The organism is Pseudomonas asturiensis (assembly GCF_900143095.1).
Taxonomy (GTDB): Bacteria; Pseudomonadota; Gammaproteobacteria; order Pseudomonadales; family Pseudomonadaceae; genus Aquipseudomonas; species Aquipseudomonas asturiensis.
Window position 1 is genome coordinate 210177 of record NZ_FRDA01000007.1, and the last position, 20015, is coordinate 230191.

Below are 20015 nucleotides of genomic sequence, written 5' to 3' on the forward strand. Positions count from 1 at the left end.
TTAAAGTTCGGGGGTTCAATGTTCTTTCATCTCTATGACCGCAAGTGGGTCACTTACAGCGCCGACAGATCGATCCCCTGCAACTTGGCTGGGGCAAAACCGGCAAAGCTCAGCAGTGCCGGCAGTTGCTCGGCAAACCCCTGATAGCTGTGGTCGCCGCCGGGCTGGATGCGCAGTGCGCAGGCGCGGTAAAAAGCTTCGGCGCGGCGGTAATCAAGCGTCTCGTCGCCGGTCTGCAGCCACACCTGAAACTGCCGCGGATCCTGGGGTGCGGGCACTTCCAGCTCCGCCAGCGCTTCAATGTGGCCTTGCGTCAGCTGCCACTGCTCGCCGGTGTACAGATTCTGCTGCATACCCAGGAACCCGTCGAACAACTGATGCGGGTTGACAGCCGGGTTGATCAGCACCGCCTTGAGGCCGTGGCGCTGCGCCAAATGAGTCGCATAGTAGCCCCCGAGCGAGCTGCCGACCAGCAAAGGCCGACCCAGCGCCTCGATGGCTGACTCAAGCTGAACCATGGCCTGACGTGGATGATGATGCAGTTCAGGGACTTGCAGTCGTTCGGCAAGACCCAACAATTTCATCAGGGCGAGCAACTGACAGGCCTTTTTCGACCGCGCAGAACTGTTCAGGCCATGGATGTACAGCAATGAAGGTAATTCGCTGGTCACGCTGCCGCTCCTGAGTGCGATGCAAAGCCGCGTAGTTTACAGGGACTCACGCGACAACACCTCACTGGAAACACGTGCGTCCAGTGTTTCAGTAACCGGTGCCGCCGTAATCGGCCTCGAAAACCATGCCGACCACTCGGGAAACCCCGGTCTCCAGCTGCCCGTCATCGTGCAGACGCAACCATCTATAGCCTGGTGCAAGGGTGTCGAGCTTGAAATCGTCACTGCCCGGCGCGAACTGGATGCAGGTCGAGGGCGAAGCCATCAGACGCACGCCCTGGCGTACCTGGTCGAATTCCTGATGCACATGCCCCCAGAGCACCGCTCGCACGTGAGGAAACCGATCCACAACGCCGAAAAAAGCATCGGCATTGCGCAACCCGATCGGTGCCATCCATTCGCAGCCGATAGCGACCGGATGGTGATGCAGGCAGACCAGATGATGCCTGTCCGGCGCTTCACTCAGCGACCGCTCGAGCAGTTGCAACTGTGACTCAGCCAGAAAACCGGGCACCGATCCTGGGACTGAAGAGTCCAGCAACGTCACACGCCACGCGCCAACATCCAGAACCGGATCCAGAAAACCGGCAGCCTGTGCCACGTGCTCCATCTGCGGCGATTCATCGTGATTGCCGGCAAACCAGCGCGCTGACGCCTTGATTTTCTGGCTGATGCACTGAAACGCCTCATACGACGCCACACTGCCATCCTGGGAAATATCCCCACTGGCAATCACGGCATCGACCTGCGGCTGTTCGGCAATCACCCGTTCGACCACCCTTTCCAGGCTGTCACGGGTATTCATGCCCAGCAACGTGCCGTCCGCCTCGGCGAACAGATGACTGTCGGATAGCTGGACCAGCAAAACTGACGATGAAGGGGCTGCGCTCGGCAAGGCCGTCTCCTGGAGAGGATTCAGCGCGATTATGTGACGGCGAGCGGTACGGGTAAACCCGGAATATGGAGGTGGCAGCGGATCTGGGTCACATTTTCGGTCTAGATCATGGAGCGGGTTGCACGCGCTGATCCCTGAACTGCCCCGGCGTGATGCCGAACCAGCGAAGGCAGGCCTTGTGAAAGCCACTGGGCTCGTAAAAGCCTAATGTTGTCGCAATGTGTTGCACGCTGCGCGGGGAATGCAGCAACAGGTTGCGCGCCAACTCTTGGCGGCATTCATCGCGCAGCGCCGAAAAATTCGTGCCGCCTTTCTCGAGCATGTTCTGCACACGCCTCCTGCTCGTGCCCAACTGAACAGCCACGCCTTCCAGCGACAAGGAGACACCTCGCGTCATGGACTCGAAGAGCAGCCGGGAAACCTGCGCCGTGTGAGAGTGCTTTAATTGCTCGTAAAGTTGTGCGTCGGCGTACTCGCAGTGGATCGCTTCCAGCGCGCGATTGGCCGTGATCAGTTTTAAATCCAGCACCTTCGCCGCAAAGGTGAGGGACACGTGAGGCGAACCAAACACCAGTTGATGTCCAAAACGTTCTTTCAAGCGCACGGTGTTGGCGGGCTCTGGATAAGGAAGTTCTACACGCAGCGGCATAATATTTTCTTGAGGCACCAGCCAGTGCAACAGCCCCAACAATAACGACGCACAGGCATCTATAAAGCCTCGCGGCACGGGCGCATCAAATATGACCTCCTCGACGCCCGTGATTTTCAACCCGAGTTCATCGACCTCCAGAACGATGTCCCCTCCACTCATGAGCAGAGGAAAATACTTGGTTAATCGTTCGAGCGCGGTGCCCAGATCAGGACTGGTGATAATCGGATAGCCACAACCGCCTAGAATACCCACGTGCAAGTGAGCATAAGCATCCAGGCCGAGATCAGGGTTGCCTGTCCTCTCCACTGCAACATTTATGATCTGGTACGCCAGTGCCAGACTTACTCGATCTTTGTGATACAGATCAAGCTCCGCCGGCCCGGCAAGCTCGTTCAGCAGTGCGTCAAAATCAGCACCGGCCTCGCTGATGGCGGTCGCAATCGAACGAAAACCGGACAGCGCAAGGCTATTCATTTTTTATCATCCATTGACGCTCGACTGTCCAAACCTGACCCATACGACAGATAATTCAATGACACTGTAGCGTTTGATAAATCGCCCGACTTTACAGTGCTGATTATTACCGATGTGTCCCGGGACATGAAACTGGTTTGACAGGCCACTGTTCAAATAAATAGACAGGATGGCAGAATACTCATAGATCGCGTTACTTGATGAGCCCCCGTAGATGCGGTCGTTAAAATCTATAATAAAGATCTGAACACCCCTGATTAGCGCTGAAACTTTCGTGATCTTTGTCGACGTGAAACCTTCCTTTTCCGTGCAGGCGTGTGCTTCCCACAATGACGTTTTCAAGATTGAAATCCGATGACTTTCTGGGTGCCGGATGTGGTGAGGTGTCCGCCGGTGTTGATGACAATATGACCTGGGCACTCAGGACACTCATCATCACCGCCATTGAAGAGGGGCCGCATTCGGAAGCGGCCGCCTGCTTTCTCCTGGCCTGGTACGACGCCGACACCCACGGAGGCTTCAGCCTTCAGCAGCTTTGGAGCATGGACGACAAACTGCTGAGCGCTGTGCGATTGGTTTTTCATTGGCTGGGTGAGCGAAAAGTGAGGCCCGAAGATCTGGGCCTGGAGCTGGCGTTCAAGATCATCGGTCGTCGTCAGACGCCCTGAGCCAATGCGTTTTCAAAGCACCTGAAACAATGCCCCACTTTGCCAGGGCTGGAACCTGTGCGCCTCCGGCATTTGCCGGCATGACTCAACTGCCCGTGTGCGTTCGCGTGCGCTGATTGCCAGAAAGGTGCTGCCCTGTGCCAGCGCCGTCGACAACCTTGACTATTAAGAACTCCACGATGGAGTGAGGCCCCTATGAACCTTCGTTCGATGAACATCGCTCGACGCAGTATCTTTTGTTTTGGTGTCATTGTGACGCTGGTTGTCGCACAAGGGCTGTTTGGCCTGTTTCAAATGTCCCATGTACGAAACGAGGCAGAGCTCGTCGAGCGAGACGCCATTCCCGGGATCATCTCGGGTGACGCGCTGGCCCTTCAACTGGCCAATCTTCGCCTGGAGAATGTGCGAATGATCGCGGATCCCGACAATGTCAATGCGAGCTACTCAAAGATCGAGAACCTGGGCAAGTCCATCGAAACGGAGCTCGCGAAGTACCGTTCAATGATGGGTAACACTGAAGCCGAAAAAGAAGAACATGCGGTCGTGGACAAACTGGCCGCCACCTACACCACCTACCGTGAGCAAATCAGCAAGATCGTCGCCTTGATAAAGCAAGGCAAGGTGCAGGAGGCCCGTGAATCGGTCATGCCTGCCATGGCCGCGCTGGGTTCAGCGATGGACGAGTCTGCTGCAAGGCTTCAAAAGATCAATTTTGAGTACGCCAGCTACCACGGAGAAATCGGTCGCTCTCTTTACGGCAAGTCTCAGCAAATCACCTGGATCGCGATTTTCGTTGCCATTTCGCTGACCGTTTTTCTGTCCTGGCGTATGACGCTCAGCCTGACCACCCCTTTGAAAGCGGCCATCCTCTCGGCACAGACTATCGCCGCGGGCAACCTGACCCGAAGCCTCGACGTCTCGGGAACCGATGAAGCCGCTCAGCTGTTGCAATCGATGGATTCCATGCAGAAAACCTTACGCGACACACTGGAGCACATCGGCCGTTCTGCAGAGCAACTCGCCTCATCCACCGAAGAAATGAGCGCCGTGATGAGTGAAAGCGCTCAGGGTCTGCAACAGCAGAATAATGAAATCGAAATGGCCGCCACGGCGGTGACCGAGATGAGCCAGGCGGTCGAGGAAGTCGCCTCCAATGCCGTCACAACGTCCACGCAATCCAAGGCCGCCTCCACTACCGCCCTCCAGGGCCAGGCTCAATTGACCGATACCCTGACCGCTATCGGTGCATTGACCGACAACGTGATGGATGCATCCGAACAGGCGCGCAATCTGGCCGCACAGACCCAGAACATCAGCAAGGTGCTGGACGTCATCCGTGCAGTGGCTGAGCAGACCAACCTGCTGGCGTTGAACGCTGCCATCGAAGCAGCCAGGGCCGGTGAGGCCGGGCGCGGTTTTGCAGTCGTTGCGGATGAAGTCCGTTCACTGGCTCATCGTACCGGTGACTCTACACGCGAAATCGAGACGATGATCGGCAGCATCCAGCTGGGCACCAACCAGACAGTGGACGCCTTGCTGACCAGCGCCGAACAGGCCCGCCAGACCCAGACTCAGGCCACGTCCGCCAATGAAGCGCTGCGCACGATTGCGCAGGCGGTCGGTGACATAGACGAGCGAAATATGGTGATCGCCAGCGCTGCGGAAGAACAGGCTCAGGTGGCGAGAGAAGTCGATCGCAACCTGGTGCGCATCCGCGACCTGTCGATCCAGACCTCAGCCGGGGCAGAACAAACACACTCGGCCAGCCAGGAACTGTCACGTCTGGCTGGAGACCTCAGCGCTCTGGTGCGTCGTTTCAAGGTGTAAGGCAGGTCGCGGTACAGGACTCCTGATGAAAATCAGGAGTCCGTCGCCAACCTGGACCGCCCGATGCCACCTCACCGCACACGCCGAAGCCTCGCCTTCCGAACAGTCGAAAAAACCAACGCCCCCGCGACCATCCCGGCCAGCCCTGCATATGACAGATAACCCAGCGCTTGCTCGTAAGGCATCTCAGGCCAACAGTGACCCATGATGAAGAGTGTGGGCAGGATGCAGAGGGTCATGGTTGAGAGGGATGTCAGTAAACCTCGTATGACAGCCATTATCACCTCACACGTCAGCGATCCGCGTATACGCCAGATCAACAATCACACGCTGCACAACGTCACCCAGACCTCATCCAGCTCATCATCAAGAAAAAGCAGCGCCTCAAAACCCGAATCCGGAAACTGCCGATTGAGCTTAGCGCCCCAGCAATCGCGAATCACCGCACCCAGCTCGGCAGCCTCGTCGTAACCGATATCGCCCAGCAAGCTGGTGATTTCGACCATGTTTAACCAGTAGGGTATTTTCTGAAGAGGCACTTGCCTTTCCAGTGAGTCTTCATACTTAGCGTATGTGAAATTCTCCTCAATGAAATACCCGCCTTCATGAATCATGATCGTGGGGTTGAAGAGCGCAGCGAAGCTTTCAATGAAGTCTGCCGGAAAATCCAGATACGACAGATTCATGTACAGATAGCAAAACTTCGATATCCCATCTTTGTTCACAGCGAGAACATGTGCGTAGGGAGCGATGACTGGATCTTTACTTTCCATGGAAACGTCGCCTGAAATACCTCTCTGCTTCAAACATGCCAATCCCCCTCACAGTCGCACTAAAAGAGATAACTGCGAAGGAAACAATGTTAACTGCGCCGTCGTTCTGCCTTTCGAATCAGCGAACTCGACCTCGTATGCAATATCCGGAACAAAAGACTCATACACAATCGCCCCCGTAGCTCCCTTAACCAAACCCTCATCAGGAACATTCACTTCAAGCCTGACCACGTCGAGCAACCTAAAATCCATTTGGCACATCCAGAACCCTTCACGCATTAATCCGAAAAGCCAATCATCACAAATACCTCACAGCCCTCATCATCGACAAACGCTCTGGATTGAGCAAAAGACGCGCCGAATTCAGAAGTCAGCTTAGCGTTCCAGCTTCCCGCCAATGCATTCGCGACAACCGTCGCTTCAGGCACTGACAGGTTCTCAAAAAGCCCCGCCACCTCGAGCAGGTTCATCCAGCACTGATTCCTGGCCGGAGAGTTATCCGATTCCAACAGCGAGTGGTAATAAGCGTCATCAAAGTTCTCCTTAACAAAAACCCAGTCATCCACACGCATGAATTCGGGCCAGTACAGCGTTGCCATCCAGAGCGCAAAATCAGCAGGCAGGCGCTGCGTATGATGCACAGCGTGAATGTAATCGAGACCTGATACAGGATGATGAGCGTTATCGACCCGGAACGACGCAAAATCGAAAACTTCACGCTCAGCCATTTGATTCACGCAGCACCGAAAACGGACTCAGCAGTTCAGGAAAATCACTCCATATGATCCACTCATGACTGTCAAAGGCCTCCAGCGCGATGAAACAGTTTTGCGGCGGCTCATCCACCTCGATGGGTTTCCTGATCTTGTCGACAGAATCCACGGCGACGATAAAGCAGTCGAAGACCTGCTCGAGATTATTGGCAAATAGGCGTAGCTCTTCCCAACTGAGCAACCATCCTTTTTCGAGGTCTCGCAAACGCTCCTCAAAGTCAGGCATAGCCAGCCCAGCCGGAGCGATGCCGACACCATAAAACTCAAGCACCGCCCAGACCCATTTGTTATCAGGAACAACTGACAGCATCTCCTTCAAGTTAAAAATGAAGCCTTCACCCGTTACCGGGATAGTCAGCTTATTCATTAGGGATATTCCAAAGGTTTAGCATCTCCATGCTTAAGGGTTCCTCCTGTTTCATTGGGGGTCCAATCGTGCTGATGTGGATTTGTATGATTTTCAGGGCGACCATGATCTGTAAAGTCGATGTCCCGACTGGGCACCAATGCGCCAACCTCATCTTCACGCCACTCACGTGCTTGCCTGTAGTCTCCACGACGCCCCTTTTTATTACCCAGTTGTGTATGCGGAACATCAGAATCAGGAATATGGTTTCCGTGCTTGTCTCTAGGTAGTTTTCGGTCCGGCCGATATAAATATGCCGGCACAACCGCCTTCGCCTGCGGAATCACAACCGTCTGCGATCCGCTCCCTTTGCCTTCAGCAATTCCCGCTTCGTAAACCCTGGCTTTCTTGAGATTAGCGCCCAGCTTGCCCAGTGTCTCGCCCAACCGTGCGAGCAAGGGCGTCAATCGTGTAGAAGCGACTGAAGCGCGTGCTGCCAGGCCTGTGCCGCCGGTCAGGAAGACCAGCAAGGCTGCCAGTACGATCTCGAAAACCATACCCCCGGTGAATTGGAGGATGGACTCATGGTTCTGGATGCTGACGTACTCGGTGGCGAAGCGCCTCAGAATAAGTCTGCTGGCTTCGTCTTCGAAAATGTAGTTGGCAGCTTCGTAAGCCTGCGCCATTTTCTCCCGGCTGATGGTCGCCGGATCAAAACCCAGTGCCGCAGCCAGATCACGGTGCTGCGCAGCCGTGTACTGCTCCACAAATGAGTCCAGCCAGCCTTTTCCAGGTTCCGGCTCGGCTTTCCATGCTCCCACTGCCGCCTGTGCAAACTCACCAAAGGGATCGGCCAGATCAGCGAACTCTAGGGTTGATTTAACCAACCCCCAAGCGCCATACAAGAAGCCTCGACCCAACGCGGCCTGGGCATAAAACACATTGGCAGCGGTGCTGCGCTGCTCTTGAATCGCTGTCAGGCGGTCAGCTTCGACTCGCTCAGCGGCCAGAATTTCGTGCAGAACTTTTTGCAGCTCCGCTCGAAAGCCGCCTAACTGTGCGTTCGGATCGAACCCCGGATTGAGCTGGACCTTGTGCGCACGCCCTTCTATGAGTTGACTGAGAAAACTCTTGGAATCCAGCGTGCCCCGGATGACCTGGCCGTCTTCCTGAGTAAGCCCCCAGGGACAGCCAACCAGACACTCACCGTTGCTCCAGAGAAATCTGACGCCCACCAGGCAGCTGGCTTTGGGTGCGGGCGCATACAGAGTGCGTGGACGCTGATTTTCCCAGGTGTACTCGGGCGGCGATGGTGTTGGCGGGGATTTGGCAGGTCCAGCGGGCCGGCAAACACCCGGCGTCGGCGAATAGTTGCCTCTGGTGTCGTAAACACCCATGACAGCGAACTCCTTGTATCAATGATCACGCATCCATGCGCTGAGGCAGTGCCGTTCAGTTGGCCGTGAGGTCTTGAACGAACGGAAGCAGATGAAAAACAGCAGGCGAGTTTATGGGCTGACGCGAGGTCGTCCAGCGTCGAAAAGTATCGGCAGATTTCGGTTCGGTGTGCTGAAACGCACTCAGCACGATGCCGCCTGCGGATGGCGGCAATCGCCGGTAGAGAGGGTTAAAACGTGTCGAAAGATGAATCAGCGGACCGCTTCAAACTCATGCCCACACGCCAGGCAGTGGCTCAGCCATTCACCCAGAAACAGGTTGAGCTGGGCTTTTTCGTCCGGCTGGTGCATGTCGGCGTTGGGGTACGGATAGATCCCCCTGAAACGACGAGCGTGTTCGGCGCCGATGACTTCGGCCATGCGTGCGTCATGGTAGACCTGCACTTCCAGCTTGGGCACCGGCAGCCAGGGCAGGCTGTGTTCCTGACGCACTTGCAGCGTAGTGGTGTACGGGCAGTCGAGCAGAACTTCGACGGCCAGCACGCCCAGCATTTGATCACCCTGAGTCACCGCCACGCGGCGTGAGCGCTGTTCGTTGCGCATGTCCGGCAGCAGACGCATCAAGCGCGCGTAGTTGGCCTCGCAGGCAGCCTGCAGCCCGGCAAGATCAACACGGTAGCGCTCGCGCAGTAGATTCACGACCATAACCCCCTTATTTCAGCGCGGTTCAACGCCAGCCATTGCAAGGCGATGATGGTTGCCGCGTTCATGATTCTTCCATCCGCCACGGCCTGCATCGCATCGTCGAACGACCAGACTGTCACGCGGATGTCTTCGCCCTCGGATTCAAGCCCGTGCAGACCGCCCACCCCTTGGCTGTCGCACTGCCCCATGAACAGGTGAACGAACTCGTCACTGCCGCCCGGCGAAGGAAAATACCGGGTAATTGGCCATAACGCACCGAACACAAGCCCAGCTTCCTCTTCTGCCTCACGATGAGCAACTTCTTCCGGCTGCTCATCCTTGTCGATCAGTCCGGCCACCAGTTCGATCAACCAGGGGTTGCCGGTCTTCTCGACCGCGCCTACACGAAACTGCTCGATCAGCACCACTTCATCACGCTTGGCGTCATAAGGCAGAACGCAGACGGCGTCGTGGCGAACGAACAGCTCGCGGCTGATTTCCTGACTGGTGCCGCCATCGAACAGTTCGTGGCGCAGGTACAATTTGTCCAGTTTGTAAAAACCTTTGAAGCAGTTTTCCCGCCTGGTGATCTCAAAAGCCGTCGGTACCGATCGGGTGGTCTGGGTCATGGGTTTCTCGCTTGCGGCTATCTTGAACGTCCAGCCATCCTAACGCGCATTACCCACCCGATGCAGCCCCCTTAAATAAGCAGGGTAGACGGCTGCCCTGTAAAACAATTCTAATCCGCCCAGTGGCGAACCGAACCGGGCGTTTGCAGTCCAACCAGCCTGGATACGCACAACACGACCGCCTTTACTGACTCTGCCAAGGATCAACATGTCGTTACTGAGGATCACTTCACTGGCTTGCCTGGCCCTGTTGCTGGGCGCCTGCCAAAGCCTCTTCACGCCCAACATGCGCGCACCGCTGCAGGTTCAGCGTGATGCCTCCGAGCTTATAAAGCCGGGTTGCACCACCGCCGATTGCCCGCTGGTGAACATCGATACCGTGCATTTCCCGGATGAGCCGAAGCTGGACGCCATCGTTCAGAAGACGCTGCTGCAATTGACCGTTGCCGACAGCAGCACGCCGCCACCGGCGTCGATCAAGGCGTATCAGGAGCAGTTCCTGAGCCGCTCCCAGGGCCGCAACAGCAGCTACCTGCAAGCCAAGGTACGCGAGCAGCATGACGGTATCGTGGTCGTCGAGCTGTCCAGCTACCTGGATAATGGCGGCGCTCACGGCAATCCCGGCCGGGCGTTCATCAACTATTCGCGCCAGCAGCAAAAGGTGCTGACGCTGGCCGACATGGTGATTCCGGGCAAGGAGCAGGAGTTCTGGCAGAAAGCCGAGCTGGCTCATCAGGGCTGGCTGGTGTCGAGCAAGATGATTGAAGACGCCACGTTCGTGCAGACCTGGCCATTCAAGCGTACGCCACATATTGCCCTGACTTATGGCGCTGTGATCCTCAAGTATCCGGTGGAAACCATCGCGCCCTACTCCATGGGCCACATCGAGCTGAAGATTCCGTACCCTCAGCTCAATGGCATCCTCAAGCCGGAACTGTTCCCCGGCCGCGGCTGATCGCACCGCCGATCAGCAGTTGCAGCACGCCAGCGACGATGAGCGCTGGCAGTGTTGCCCCCACATCCGGGTACAGATTGGCCAGCAAATGGTAGGTGCTGATCCCACCCAGCCAGGCCAGCAGACTCATCCAGCGCAAGCCGCTCGCCACCGCCTGACGGCCTCGACGCCTCAGGATGAAGTGATCCACCAGCACCACGCCGAACAGCGGCGCGAATACCGAGCCGATCAGCAACAGAAAATTCTGGTATTGCGCCAAAGGCGCGAGGCAGGCGATCAGCGTGCAGACGATGCCGATGGCCAACGCCAGGTGCTCGACCTTGACCCGCGTCAGAAGCGCCGTTGATACAGCGGCCGAGTGAATGTCGGCGAAGGCGTTTTCCGACTCGTCCAGCAGAATCAATAGCAACGGAATCCCCAGACCTGCACCCGCCAACGCCAGCAGCAGCGCATGGGTCTCGCCGCTTGGCGCAAACGCCAGGGTGTAGGCGACGCCCAGCCCCATCAGCCAGAAGTTGCCGATAAAAAACCCCAGGGCCGTACCGCCAAACACATTACGTGCACGCTGGCCGAATCGGGAGTAATCGGCAATCAACGGCAGCCAGGACAGCGGCATGGCGATAGCGATGTCGAACCCCACGGCAAATGGCATCGACCCGTCACCGGTACGCGCCCAGAGCGCGGCCAGGTCGGCTTTGGTCAGCAGGTTCCAGGTCAGCCACAGGCAGGCGGCGAGTAACAGCCAGATACCCCAGCGACGCAGAATCCGACGCACGAAGGTCAGCGGCCCGCCGACCGCCAGCAGCGTGGCCAGCGCGCCGAAGAACAACGTCCAGAGCAAGGGATTGGCCCACAGGCTGCCTTCTGCGAAGGCTCGGGCGCCCAGAAGGCTGGCGGCATCGCGCATCACAATGATTTCGAACGAGCCCCAGCCGATCAGTTGCAGCAGGTTCAACGACGCGGGTAACGACGCCCCCTTGCTGCCAAGGCTGAGCTTGAGGGTTGCCATGGAAGACAGGCCGGTGTCAGTGCCGATCACCGCCACACTGGCCAGCAACATGACACCGACCAGCGTGCCGAGGAAGATCGCCAGCAACGCGCCGGACATGCCCAGCCCCGGTGCGAGCAAAGCACCGGTCTGCAGCACCATCAGGCCGATGCCTAACGAGAACCACAGGGAAAACAGATCGCGCCCGCCGAACACCCGCTGGTTGGCAGCGATGGGCGTGTCGGGGGAATAGGTGCCGGGTGTGTTCACGGTTCTGTCTCGGTAAGAAATGAGTGATGTATCGTCTTGTGGTCCGCACGCGGAGCGTCCTGAGCGGCATCCCCACGCGGGAGCGTGGGAGGCCTCACCACGTCTTCGACGTAGCGCTGTCGCGCAGCAAACTCAGTGGGTTACAGGTTGTTTGATAAGAGCGATCTGTGTCAGTGCGCGAGCGCGCGCACTGACAACCGGCGTGTCAGACCTTTTTATAGAGCTGACTGCCTTCCTGCCTGAAGCGCTCGGCCTGCTCTGCCAGCCCCTGAGCGACGTCCACGTCCACCGCCTCGATCCGCTGGTTGGCCGCGTATTCGCGCACTTCCTGAGTAATTTTCATCGAACAGAATTTCGGCCCGCACATGGAGCAGAAGTGCGCGACCTTGGCCGAGTCCTTGGGCAAGGTTTCGTCGTGATAGGAGCGCGCGGTATCGGGGTCCAGCCCCAGGTTGAACTGATCTTCCCAACGGAACTCGAAGCGCGCCTTGCTCAAGGCGTTGTCGCGGATCTGCGCGCCCGGATGCCCCTTGGCCAGGTCCGCTGCGTGGGCGGCGATCTTGTAGGTGATGATCCCGGTTTTCACGTCATCCTTGTTCGGCAGGCCCAGATGCTCTTTTGGCGTGACGTAGCAGAGCATGGCGCAACCGAACCAGCCGATCATGGCCGCACCAATGCCCGAGGTGATGTGGTCATAACCCGGCGCGATGTCCGTGGTCAGCGGGCCGAGGGTGTAGAACGGGGCCTCGTCGCAGCATTCCAACTGCTTGTCCATGTTCTCCTTGATCAACTGCATCGGCACGTGACCCGGACCCTCGATCATGGTCTGCACGTCATGCTTCCAGGCGATCTTGGTCAGCTCGCCGAGGGTTTCCAGCTCGCCGAACTGCGCCGCATCGTTGGCGTCGGCAATCGAGCCCGGACGCAGACCATCGCCCAGCGAGAAGCTGACGTCGTAGGCCTTCATGATTTCGCAGATGTCTTCGAAATGGGTGTAGAGGAAGTTTTCCTTGTGATGCGCCAGGCACCACTTGGCCATGATTGACCCGCCACGGCTGACGATACCGGTCACGCGTTTGGCCGTCAGTGGCACGTAGCGCAACAGCACGCCGGCATGGATGGTGAAGTAATCGACGCCCTGCTCGGCCTGTTCGATCAGCGTGTCGCGGAACAGCTCCCAGGTCAGGTCTTCGGCCGCACCGCCGACCTTTTCCAGCGCCTGATAGATCGGCACCGTGCCGATGGGCACCGGCGAGTTGCGGATGATCCACTCGCGGGTCTCGTGGATGTGCTTGCCGGTGGACAGGTCCATGACAGTGTCCGAGCCCCAGCGAATGCCCCACGTCAGCTTGGCGACTTCCTCTTCGATGGAAGAACCCAGTGCGCTGTTGCCGATGTTGCCGTTGATCTTCACCAGGAAGTTGCGGCCGATGATCATCGGCTCAAGCTCGACGTGGTTGATGTTGGCCGGAATGATCGCGCGGCCACGGGCGATCTCTTCACGCACGAACTCGGCGGTGATCTCCTTCGGGATGCTGGCGCCGAAGCTGTGCCCGGCGTGTTGCTGAGTCAGCAGGCCAGCGGCTCGGGCCTCCTGAAGCTTCATGTTTTCGCGGATGGCAACGTATTCCATCTCGGCGGTGATGATGCCCTGACGCGCGTAGTGCATCTGACTGACGTTGGCGCCCGCCTTGGCCCGGCGCGGGTTGCGCACGTGCGCAAAGCGCAGCGCGGTCAGCTCGGCGTCGCTCAGGCGCTGCTGGCCGAAGTGGGAGCTCAGACCCGGCAGGCGCTCGGTGTCGTTGCGCGAGTCGATCCAGGGCGAGCGCACGTCGGCCAGGCCTTTGCGCACGTCGATGATCACGTTGGGATCGGTGTAGGGGCCAGAGGTGTCGTAGACCGTGACCGGGGCGTTGATTTCGCCGCCGAAGTCAGTCGGCGTGATATCCAGGGTGACTTCGCGCATCGGCACGCGAATGTCAGGACGTGAGCCCTGAACGTAGATCTTCTGTGAACGGGTGAACGGCTGTACCGATCCGGAATCGACTTGTGCCGACTCGCTCAAATGGGGTGCGTTTTTTGGTTTTATGCTCATCACGGTCTCTCCAGACATCCACTGTGGATTTATTGTCGGAGTAACCTGATCGGGACGGACGGGTGCACTGAAGCAGTGCTGAGTATCGAGAAAGGTGTGCTGTTCATTTTTTGAACAATCGACCCCGGACGACACTCAAGAGGACTCGCCGGGAGACGAGAAATCTTGTTCCCTACGCAGGCGCTAACCTGATCAGGTTCAACGGGATCCGGTTTAACCGATCTCAGCCTCACAGCAAGGCACCCCGACAAGAACGGCGTCAGTCTATGCCGCGTCGAGGCTGTAACGCCAGCGCAATTGCGCAGCCATCGATAAATGGCTGAAATGTCCGATTGTTGCGTAAAGCGTCTGGCTCTACACTCGCTATCCCGGTCTTTTCGTCAAACCGTGACTATTTTCTTCATGAACAGGGAATGCCTCATGTTGCGCAAGCTTTCGTTGCTCGTGGTTGTTTCGTGTGCGTCCAGCGGACCGACCTGGGCAGCCGATATGCCACTGCCGACCAAGACCGGCCTGGTTAACGTCTACGAGCAGGCGGTGGACAACAACGCCGATCTGGCTGCGGCACGCGCCGATTACGCTGCGCGCAAAGAGGCCGTGCCGCAGGCGCGGGCCGGTCTGTTGCCCAATATTTCCGGCAGCGCACAGGCCAACAACACACGCACCAGCATCGACCAGCCGCGCGCGAACGCGACCCGCAGCGGCACGGTGTATCAGGCGACCCTGAGCCAGCCGATCTTTCGTGCCGATCGCTGGTTCCAGCTTCAGGCGGCCGAAGCAGTCAACGAACAGGCTGCGCTTGAACTGTCGGCCACCGAGCAAAACCTGATTCTGCAATCGGCACAAAGTTATTTCAGCGTGCTGCGTGCACAGGACAATCTGGCCGCGACCAAGGCCGAGGAATCGGCGTTCAGGCGTCAGCTGGATCAGGCCAATGAACGCTTCGATGTCGGCCTTTCTGACAAGACCGATGTGCTGCAGGCCCAGGCCAGCTACGACACCTCGCGCGCCAGCCGCATCCTGGCCCAGCGGCAGGTGGACGATGCGTTTCAGGCGCTGGTGACCCTGACCAACCGCGAATACAACTCCATCGAAGGCATCGTCCACACGCTGCCGGTGCTGGCCCCGACGCCCAACGATGCCAAGGCCTGGGTCGACACTGCCGCGCAGCAGAATCTCAACCTGCTGGCCAGCAACTATGCCGTCAACGCCGCCGAGGAAACCCTGCGCCAGCGCAAGTCCGGGCATGCACCGACACTTGATGCGGTCGCCACTTATCAGCGTGGCGATAACGACGCGCTGGGTTTCAACAACCCCAATTACACGGGGCAGAATTACAGCGGCGATGTCGAGCAACGCACCATCGGTGTTCAGTTGAACATCCCGATCTACAGCGGCGGCCTGACCAGCTCCCAAGTACGCGAAGCCTACTCGCGGCTGAGTCAGAGCGAGCAGCGTCGTGAAGCCTTGCGCCGTCAGGTGGTGGAGAACACCCGTAACCTGCACCGCGCCGTGAATACCGACGTGGAGCAGGTTCAGGCACGCAAGCAGTCGATCATCTCCAACCAGAGTGCGCTGGAAGCCACGGAAATCGGCTATCAGGTGGGCACACGCAACATCGTCGACGTGCTGGATGCCCAGCGTCAGTTGTACGCATCGGTGCGTGATTACAACAACACGCGTTACGACTACATCCTCGACAACCTGCGCCTGAAGCAGGCAGCCGGAACGCTGAATCCGGGAGATCTGCAGGACCTGTCGCGTTATCTGAAATCCGACTACAACCCGGACAAGGACTTCCTCCCACCGGACCTGGCAGCCGCGGCGCGCAAGAACTTCGAAAGACCGCCACAGCGCTGAGTGCACGCCAGAATCGGACGCGTAGCATCCTGTGAGGCGTTCCCATGCAGAGCACTCATCGTGATACACACGCCCCGGAACTGACGGAATGCAAAACCTGTGGGAGCGAGCTTGCTCGCGAAGGAGTCGGTCCACCCAATCGAAAGGTTGTGCTTGAAACACAGCCTTCGCGAGCAAGCTCCCACCGTCCGTTGGCTGCAGCAAGACGTGTGTAGAAAGATGAGCACAGAGGCAGCCGTCACGCTGCGCTTCACATCCTTTGGACCAACCGCCCAACGCCATCCAGCAAGCGCTGCAACGCGCCCTGATTGGCCTTCATGACACCCAGCCCGGCTTCAGCCATTGTTTGCGCCAAACGAGGCTGATCGAACAGGCGCTGTACGGCGACAGCCAGCGCGGTGGAGTCGACGACTTCTTCCAGCGCCCCGGCATCACGCAGCATCGCGGCGATTTCGAGGAAATTGAACAGGTGCGGGCCGCTCAGCACTGGCCTGGCCAGCGCCGCAGGTTCCAGCAGATTGTGACCGCCATTGGGCACCAGGCTACCACCGACGAAAGCGCTGTCTGCCAGCGCATACAGAAACAGCAGCTCACCCATGGTATCGCCCAGCAGCACCGAGACCCCGGGCGTGACGACCTGTGCGGTTGAGCGCCGAATCGTCGTGAAGCCCTGCTGCTGACACAACCCATACACGCTATCGAAGCGCTCGGGGTGACGCGGCACCAGAATCAATAACGCATCGGGACGGCTCGACAACAGCGTGCGATGCGCAGCCAGCACGCTTTCATCCTCACCTGCATGGGTACTGGCCGCAATCCACACCGGGCGTTGCGTGGCTTGCCACTGTTCGCGCAGCGCGGCGGCTCGCGCCAGCAACTGCGGGTCAATGCTCAGGTCGAACTTGATCGAGCCCGTTACCGTGACGCATTCAGGTCGCGCACCCAGATCGCGAAAGCGCTGGGCTTCGACTTCAGTCTGCACTGCGAACCAGGACATTTCGGCAAGCATCGGCCGGGTCAGCTTTTCAAACCGCCCATAGCCCCGCGCCGAGCGTTCCGACAGCCGCGCATTGGCCAGCACCACAGGAATGCCGCGCGTGCTGCATTGATGAATGTGGTTGGGCCACAATTCGGTTTCCATGATGATGCCCAGCCGCGGCTGCACATGATCGAGGAAGCGCCCGGCCGCCCAAGGCAGGTCATAGGGCAGGTAACAATGCTGAATGCGCGACTCGTTGGCGAACATGGCCTTGATTCGCTCCGAACCTGTGGGCGTCATGCAAGTCACAGTGATCGGCAGTTCGGGATACTGCGCCAGTAAAGCGCGGATCATGGGCGCGGCAGCAATGCTCTCGCCCACCGACACCGCATGCACCCAGAGGCCGCCGCGCTGCATCGGCGCAAGGCCCATGGCGAAGCGTTCGCCGATGCGCTGCCGATACGCCGGAGCCTTGCGCGCACGCAACCACAGCCGCAGGGCAACCAGCGGCAAACCGAGATGGAACAGGAAGGTGTAGAGGGTTCTATTCATGGGCGCGGAGTTTATCAGCCCGCCTGCGCAATGCCACAACCACCTGAAGACGCAAACGCGATGACCGAGGGCGTGGGCGTTACCCGGCCTGTCACCGCTGATCACTAGAATGCGCAGTCTCATACAAGGAAAAATGCCATGAATCCGTACTACCTGCTGGGCGTCGCGATCTGCGCCGAAGTCATTGCCACCACCTCGATGAAAGCGGTGAAAGGCTTCAGCACCCCGCTTCCCCTGCTGCTGGTCATCGGTGGCTACGCAGTTGCGTTCTGGATGCTGATTCTGGTGATGCGCACCATTCCGGTCGGCATTACCTACGCCATCTGGTCGGGCATGGGCATCGTCATGGTGAGTATTGCGGCATTCTTCGTGTATGGGCAGAAACTCGACCTGCCTGCCTTGCTGGGGATGGGCATGATCGTCGCGGGAGTGGTGGTCATTCAGTTGTTCTCGAAAACCGCCGGGCATTGAAATTCCGTTCCCTTATAATGGCCGCAATCTTTACTCACTGAGGTGCCCATGCCATCTGTTATTTCCACTGACGTCCTGATTGTCGGCGCGGGCATCGCCGGCCTCTGGCTCAATGCCCGATTGCGTCGTCAAGGGTTCTCGACAGTGCTGGTAGAAAGCGCAAGCCTGGGTGGCGGACAAAGCCTGAAGTCTCAAGGGATCATTCACGGCGGGGCCAAGTACGCGCTGCACGGAGCACTGTCGGGTGCCTCCGAAGCCATTGCCGACATGCCGCGTCGCTGGCGTGAAGCCCTCGACGGCAAGGGCGAGCTGGACCTGTCCGGCGTGCGTCTGCTGTCAGACGCTCATTACCTCTGGTCGCCAGGCACCATCGCGGGCAACCTGACCAGCTTCTTCGCCAGCAAGGCAGTGCGCGGGCGTGTGGATCAGGTCAAGGGCGAGCAACTGCCGCCCGCGCTGCAACACCCTAAATTCAAGGGCAAGGTGTACCGGCTGGCCGAATTGGTCGTCGATGTGCCGAGCCTGGTCAATCGCCTGGCGGAGCTGGCCGGTGACAGCCTGCTCGCCGGCCAGCAGATCGAACCGCTGTACGAAGGCGATGAACTGATCGGCCTGCGGATCGATGGCCGGGACATTCACGCGCAACGTATCGTGCTTAGCGCGGGGGGCGGCAACGCAGACCTGTTGCAGGCCGTCGGCCTCTCGCAACCGCAGATGCAGCGTCGCCCGTTGCACATGGTGCTGGTCAAGGGGCCGACCCTCAAGCCGTTGTATGCCCACTGCCTGGGTGGCGGCACCAAGCCGCGCATCACCGTGACTACGCACCCCGCAGCCGACGGCCAGTGGGTCTGGTACCTGGGTGGCGACCTGGCCGAAGCTGACGGCGTGGCGCGTGAGCCCGAAGCGCAGATCGCTGTTGCCCGCAAGGAGCTAGAAGCGCTGCTGCCGTGGGTCGATCTGAGTCAGGCGCAATGGGCGACCTTGCGGGTTGACCGCGCAGAGCCCGCACAGTCAGGTCTGGTACGTCCCGATAACGCGTTTCTGGACAGCCAGAAGCGCCTGATGGTGGGCTGGCCGACCAAGCTGGCGCTGGCACCGGACTTCGCCGACCGCGTGCTGTCAGTCCTCTCCAGAGAAGGCATCCACCCGACGCCCCAACCACCGCTGGCAGGTGTGCCGAAGCCGCCTATCGCCATACCTGTCTGGGATCAACTGCTGCCATGAGCCTGAAAACCCTGCACGACCTGCACCGCCCGTTTGGCAGCACCGGCCTGAACGTCTCGCCGCTGGGCCTGGGCACCGTCAAACTGGGGCGTGATCAAGGGGTCAAGTACCCGAGCGGATTCAAGATCCCTGACGATCAGCAGGCCGCCATGCTGCTCAAGATGGCCCGGGACATGGGCATCAACCTGATCGACACTGCGCCTGCCTACGGCACCAGCGAAGAGCGTCTTGGCCCGCTATTGCGCGGCCAGCGTCAGGACTGGGTCATCGTCAGCAAGGTGGGTGAAGAGTTCGTGAACGGACAGTCGAGCCACGATTTCAGCGCCGAACACACCCGGCTGTCGGTAGAGCGCAGCCTGAAACGTCTTGAAACCGACTTTCTCGATCTGGTGCTGGTCCACTCGGACGGCAATGATCTGGCGATTCTTGAAGAAATGGCGGTGTACGAAACCCTTGCCGCGCTCAAACGTGAAGGCAAGATCCGTGGCTTCGGTTTTTCCGGCAAGACCGTAGAGGGTGGTCTGTTGGCACTGCGCGACGGGGACTGCGCCATGGTTACCTATAATCTCAATGAACAGGGTGAGAAACCGGTTCTGGACTACGCTGCTGCCCACGGCAAAGGTGTTCTGGTCAAGAAAGCCTTGGCCAGCGGACATGTGTGCCTGACACCCGGGACGGATCCGGTGCAGGCCAGTTTCCAGTTACTGTTTGAACACCCGGGCGTCGCCAGTGCTATTGTCGGGACCATCAACCCCCTGCACCTGGCGCACAACGTTGCCACCGCTGCTGCCGTGATTTGCCGTCAAGCCTGATTTAGGCGGCCGACCCCAAC

At 58.9% G+C, this 20015-nt stretch carries 20 protein-coding genes and 1 riboswitch; of the genes, 7 read left to right on the forward strand and 13 right to left on the reverse strand.

The window, feature by feature from the left end; translation table 11 throughout:
• Positions 1-53: 53 nt before the first annotated feature.
• The 3 genes from BUB69_RS14815 to BUB69_RS14825 all read right to left on the reverse strand — a co-directional run bounded on the left by BUB69_RS14815 (position 54) and on the right by BUB69_RS14825 (position 2692).
• Positions 54-671, reverse strand: a complete 618-nt coding sequence (locus BUB69_RS14815) for a YqiA/YcfP family alpha/beta fold hydrolase (RefSeq protein ID WP_073168008.1) — start codon at positions 669-671, stop codon at positions 54-56.
• Positions 672-759: 88 nt separating this feature from the next.
• On the reverse strand, positions 760-1566 hold the full coding sequence (gene cpdA / locus BUB69_RS14820) for a 3',5'-cyclic-AMP phosphodiesterase (RefSeq protein ID WP_073168009.1): 807 nt from the start codon (positions 1564-1566) through the stop codon (positions 760-762).
• A gap of 106 nt (positions 1567-1672) precedes the next feature.
• Entirely contained in the window at positions 1673-2692 is a 1020-nt protein-coding gene (locus BUB69_RS14825; RefSeq protein ID WP_073168011.1) for an AraC family transcriptional regulator, read from the reverse strand.
• 329 nt (positions 2693-3021) lie between these two features.
• Here BUB69_RS14825 and BUB69_RS14835 point away from each other — a divergent pair, with 329 nt between their 5' ends.
• Both BUB69_RS14835 and BUB69_RS14840 read left to right on the forward strand, forming a co-directional pair.
• Complete coding sequence (locus tag BUB69_RS14835; protein ID WP_073168015.1) at positions 3022-3360, forward strand: DUF7673 family protein; 339 nt, start codon at positions 3022-3024, stop codon at positions 3358-3360.
• Between the two features lie 195 nt (positions 3361-3555).
• Complete coding sequence (locus BUB69_RS14840; RefSeq protein WP_073168017.1) at positions 3556-5187, forward strand: methyl-accepting chemotaxis protein; 1632 nt, start codon at positions 3556-3558, stop codon at positions 5185-5187.
• Positions 5188-5510: 323 nt separating this feature from the next.
• Here the strand turns inward: BUB69_RS14840 and BUB69_RS14845 are convergent, their stop codons facing one another.
• The 7 genes from BUB69_RS14845 to BUB69_RS14875 form a co-directional block, all read right to left on the reverse strand.
• Complete coding sequence (locus tag BUB69_RS14845) at positions 5511-5960, reverse strand: hypothetical protein (protein WP_073168019.1); 450 nt, start codon at positions 5958-5960, stop codon at positions 5511-5513.
• Positions 5961-6008: 48 nt separating this feature from the next.
• Positions 6009-6212 (reverse strand): DUF4926 domain-containing protein, encoded by a 204-nt coding sequence (locus BUB69_RS14850; protein WP_073168021.1) that lies wholly within the window; start codon positions 6210-6212, stop codon positions 6009-6011.
• 26 nt (positions 6213-6238) lie between these two features.
• Positions 6239-6688, reverse strand: coding sequence for a hypothetical protein (locus BUB69_RS14855; RefSeq protein ID WP_073168022.1), 450 nt, complete (start codon positions 6686-6688; stop codon positions 6239-6241).
• Positions 6681-7100 (reverse strand): hypothetical protein, encoded by a 420-nt coding sequence (locus BUB69_RS14860; protein WP_073168024.1) that lies wholly within the window; start codon positions 7098-7100, stop codon positions 6681-6683. The genes BUB69_RS14855 and BUB69_RS14860 overlap by 8 nt, the downstream gene beginning before the upstream one ends.
• Positions 7100-8476 carry a hypothetical protein gene (locus BUB69_RS28880; protein ID WP_175561743.1) on the reverse strand — a complete coding sequence of 459 codons (1377 nt, stop codon included), beginning with the start codon at positions 8474-8476 and terminating at the stop codon, positions 7100-7102. Before BUB69_RS28880 ends, BUB69_RS14860 begins: the two co-directional genes overlap by 1 nt.
• A gap of 252 nt (positions 8477-8728) precedes the next feature.
• Positions 8729-9181, reverse strand: a complete 453-nt coding sequence (locus tag BUB69_RS14870) for a DUF1249 domain-containing protein (RefSeq protein ID WP_024652407.1) — start codon at positions 9179-9181, stop codon at positions 8729-8731.
• Positions 9172-9789 carry an NUDIX domain-containing protein gene (locus BUB69_RS14875; RefSeq protein ID WP_024685965.1) on the reverse strand — a complete coding sequence of 206 codons (618 nt, stop codon included), beginning with the start codon at positions 9787-9789 and terminating at the stop codon, positions 9172-9174. Before BUB69_RS14875 ends, BUB69_RS14870 begins: the two co-directional genes overlap by 10 nt.
• Before the next feature lie 208 nt (positions 9790-9997).
• Here BUB69_RS14875 and BUB69_RS14885 point away from each other — a divergent pair, with 208 nt between their 5' ends.
• A complete protein-coding gene (locus BUB69_RS14885) occupies positions 9998-10744 on the forward strand; it encodes an RsiV family protein (protein ID WP_073168028.1) in 747 nt (248 codons plus the stop codon).
• Here the strand turns inward: BUB69_RS14885 and cytX are convergent.
• Complete coding sequence (gene cytX, locus BUB69_RS14890) at positions 10713-12002, reverse strand: putative hydroxymethylpyrimidine transporter CytX (protein WP_073168030.1); 1290 nt, start codon at positions 12000-12002, stop codon at positions 10713-10715. The genes BUB69_RS14885 and cytX overlap by 32 nt on opposite strands.
• 205 nt (positions 12003-12207) lie before the next feature.
• Positions 12208-14097, reverse strand: coding sequence for a phosphomethylpyrimidine synthase ThiC (gene thiC, locus BUB69_RS14895; RefSeq protein ID WP_073168031.1), 1890 nt, complete (start codon positions 14095-14097; stop codon positions 12208-12210).
• Between the two features lie 152 nt (positions 14098-14249).
• Positions 14250-14354: riboswitch (TPP riboswitch) on the reverse strand.
• Between the two features lie 163 nt (positions 14355-14517).
• Here thiC and BUB69_RS14900 point away from each other — a divergent pair.
• A complete protein-coding gene (locus tag BUB69_RS14900; RefSeq protein WP_073168033.1) occupies positions 14518-15957 on the forward strand; it encodes a TolC family outer membrane protein in 1440 nt (479 codons plus the stop codon).
• Positions 15958-16207: 250 nt separating this feature from the next.
• On the opposite strand, the gene waaA is transcribed toward BUB69_RS14900, so the two are convergent.
• Complete coding sequence (waaA, locus tag BUB69_RS14905) at positions 16208-17488, reverse strand: lipid IV(A) 3-deoxy-D-manno-octulosonic acid transferase (RefSeq protein WP_073168035.1); 1281 nt, start codon at positions 17486-17488, stop codon at positions 16208-16210.
• Between the two features lie 138 nt (positions 17489-17626).
• On the opposite strand from waaA, the gene BUB69_RS14910 reads away from it, so the two are divergent.
• The 3 genes from BUB69_RS14910 to BUB69_RS14920 are packed head-to-tail and all read left to right on the forward strand — an operon-like array spanning position 17627 to position 19995.
• The gene (locus BUB69_RS14910) at positions 17627-17959 is read left to right on the forward strand and encodes an SMR family transporter (protein ID WP_073168036.1); all 333 of its coding nucleotides are present in this window, start codon (positions 17627-17629) and stop codon (positions 17957-17959) included.
• A 48-nt stretch (positions 17960-18007) separates the two neighbouring features.
• On the forward strand, positions 18008-19183 hold the full coding sequence (locus BUB69_RS14915; protein WP_073168038.1) for an NAD(P)/FAD-dependent oxidoreductase: 1176 nt from the start codon (positions 18008-18010) through the stop codon (positions 19181-19183).
• On the forward strand, positions 19180-19995 hold the full coding sequence (locus BUB69_RS14920; RefSeq protein ID WP_073168040.1) for an aldo/keto reductase: 816 nt from the start codon (positions 19180-19182) through the stop codon (positions 19993-19995). The genes BUB69_RS14915 and BUB69_RS14920 overlap by 4 nt, the downstream gene beginning before the upstream one ends.
• The last annotated feature ends 20 nt before the right edge of the window (positions 19996-20015 follow it).

Bases quoted from the DNA above. Each gene is read 5' to 3' on its own strand.
- BUB69_RS14825 (WP_073168011.1), bottom strand. From the start codon at position 2,692: ATGAATAGCCTTGCGCTGTCCGGTTTTCGTTCGATTGCGACCGCCATC.
- BUB69_RS14835 (WP_073168015.1), top strand. From the start codon at position 3,022: ATGACGTTTTCAAGATTGAAATCCGATGACTTTCTGGGTGCCGGATGT.
- BUB69_RS14840 (WP_073168017.1), top strand. From the start codon at position 3,556: ATGAACCTTCGTTCGATGAACATCGCTCGACGCAGTATCTTTTGTTTT.
- BUB69_RS14845 (WP_073168019.1), bottom strand. From the start codon at position 5,960: ATGGAAAGTAAAGATCCAGTCATCGCTCCCTACGCACATGTTCTCGCT.
- BUB69_RS14850 (WP_073168021.1), bottom strand. From the start codon at position 6,212: ATGGATTTTAGGTTGCTCGACGTGGTCAGGCTTGAAGTGAATGTTCCT.
- BUB69_RS14855 (WP_073168022.1), bottom strand. From the start codon at position 6,688: ATGGCTGAGCGTGAAGTTTTCGATTTTGCGTCGTTCCGGGTCGATAAC.
- BUB69_RS14860 (WP_073168024.1), bottom strand. From the start codon at position 7,100: ATGAATAAGCTGACTATCCCGGTAACGGGTGAAGGCTTCATTTTTAAC.
- BUB69_RS28880 (WP_175561743.1), bottom strand. From the start codon at position 8,476: ATGGGTGTTTACGACACCAGAGGCAACTATTCGCCGACGCCGGGTGTT.
- BUB69_RS14870 (WP_024652407.1), bottom strand. From the start codon at position 9,181: ATGGTCGTGAATCTACTGCGCGAGCGCTACCGTGTTGATCTTGCCGGG.
- BUB69_RS14875 (WP_024685965.1), bottom strand. From the start codon at position 9,789: ATGACCCAGACCACCCGATCGGTACCGACGGCTTTTGAGATCACCAGG.
- BUB69_RS14885 (WP_073168028.1), top strand. From the start codon at position 9,998: ATGTCGTTACTGAGGATCACTTCACTGGCTTGCCTGGCCCTGTTGCTG.
- thiC (WP_073168031.1), bottom strand. From the start codon at position 14,097: ATGAGCATAAAACCAAAAAACGCACCCCATTTGAGCGAGTCGGCACAA.
- BUB69_RS14900 (WP_073168033.1), top strand. From the start codon at position 14,518: ATGTTGCGCAAGCTTTCGTTGCTCGTGGTTGTTTCGTGTGCGTCCAGC.
- waaA (WP_073168035.1), bottom strand. From the start codon at position 17,488: ATGAATAGAACCCTCTACACCTTCCTGTTCCATCTCGGTTTGCCGCTG.
- BUB69_RS14910 (WP_073168036.1), top strand. From the start codon at position 17,627: ATGAATCCGTACTACCTGCTGGGCGTCGCGATCTGCGCCGAAGTCATT.
- BUB69_RS14915 (WP_073168038.1), top strand. From the start codon at position 18,008: ATGCCATCTGTTATTTCCACTGACGTCCTGATTGTCGGCGCGGGCATC.
- BUB69_RS14920 (WP_073168040.1), top strand. From the start codon at position 19,180: ATGAGCCTGAAAACCCTGCACGACCTGCACCGCCCGTTTGGCAGCACC.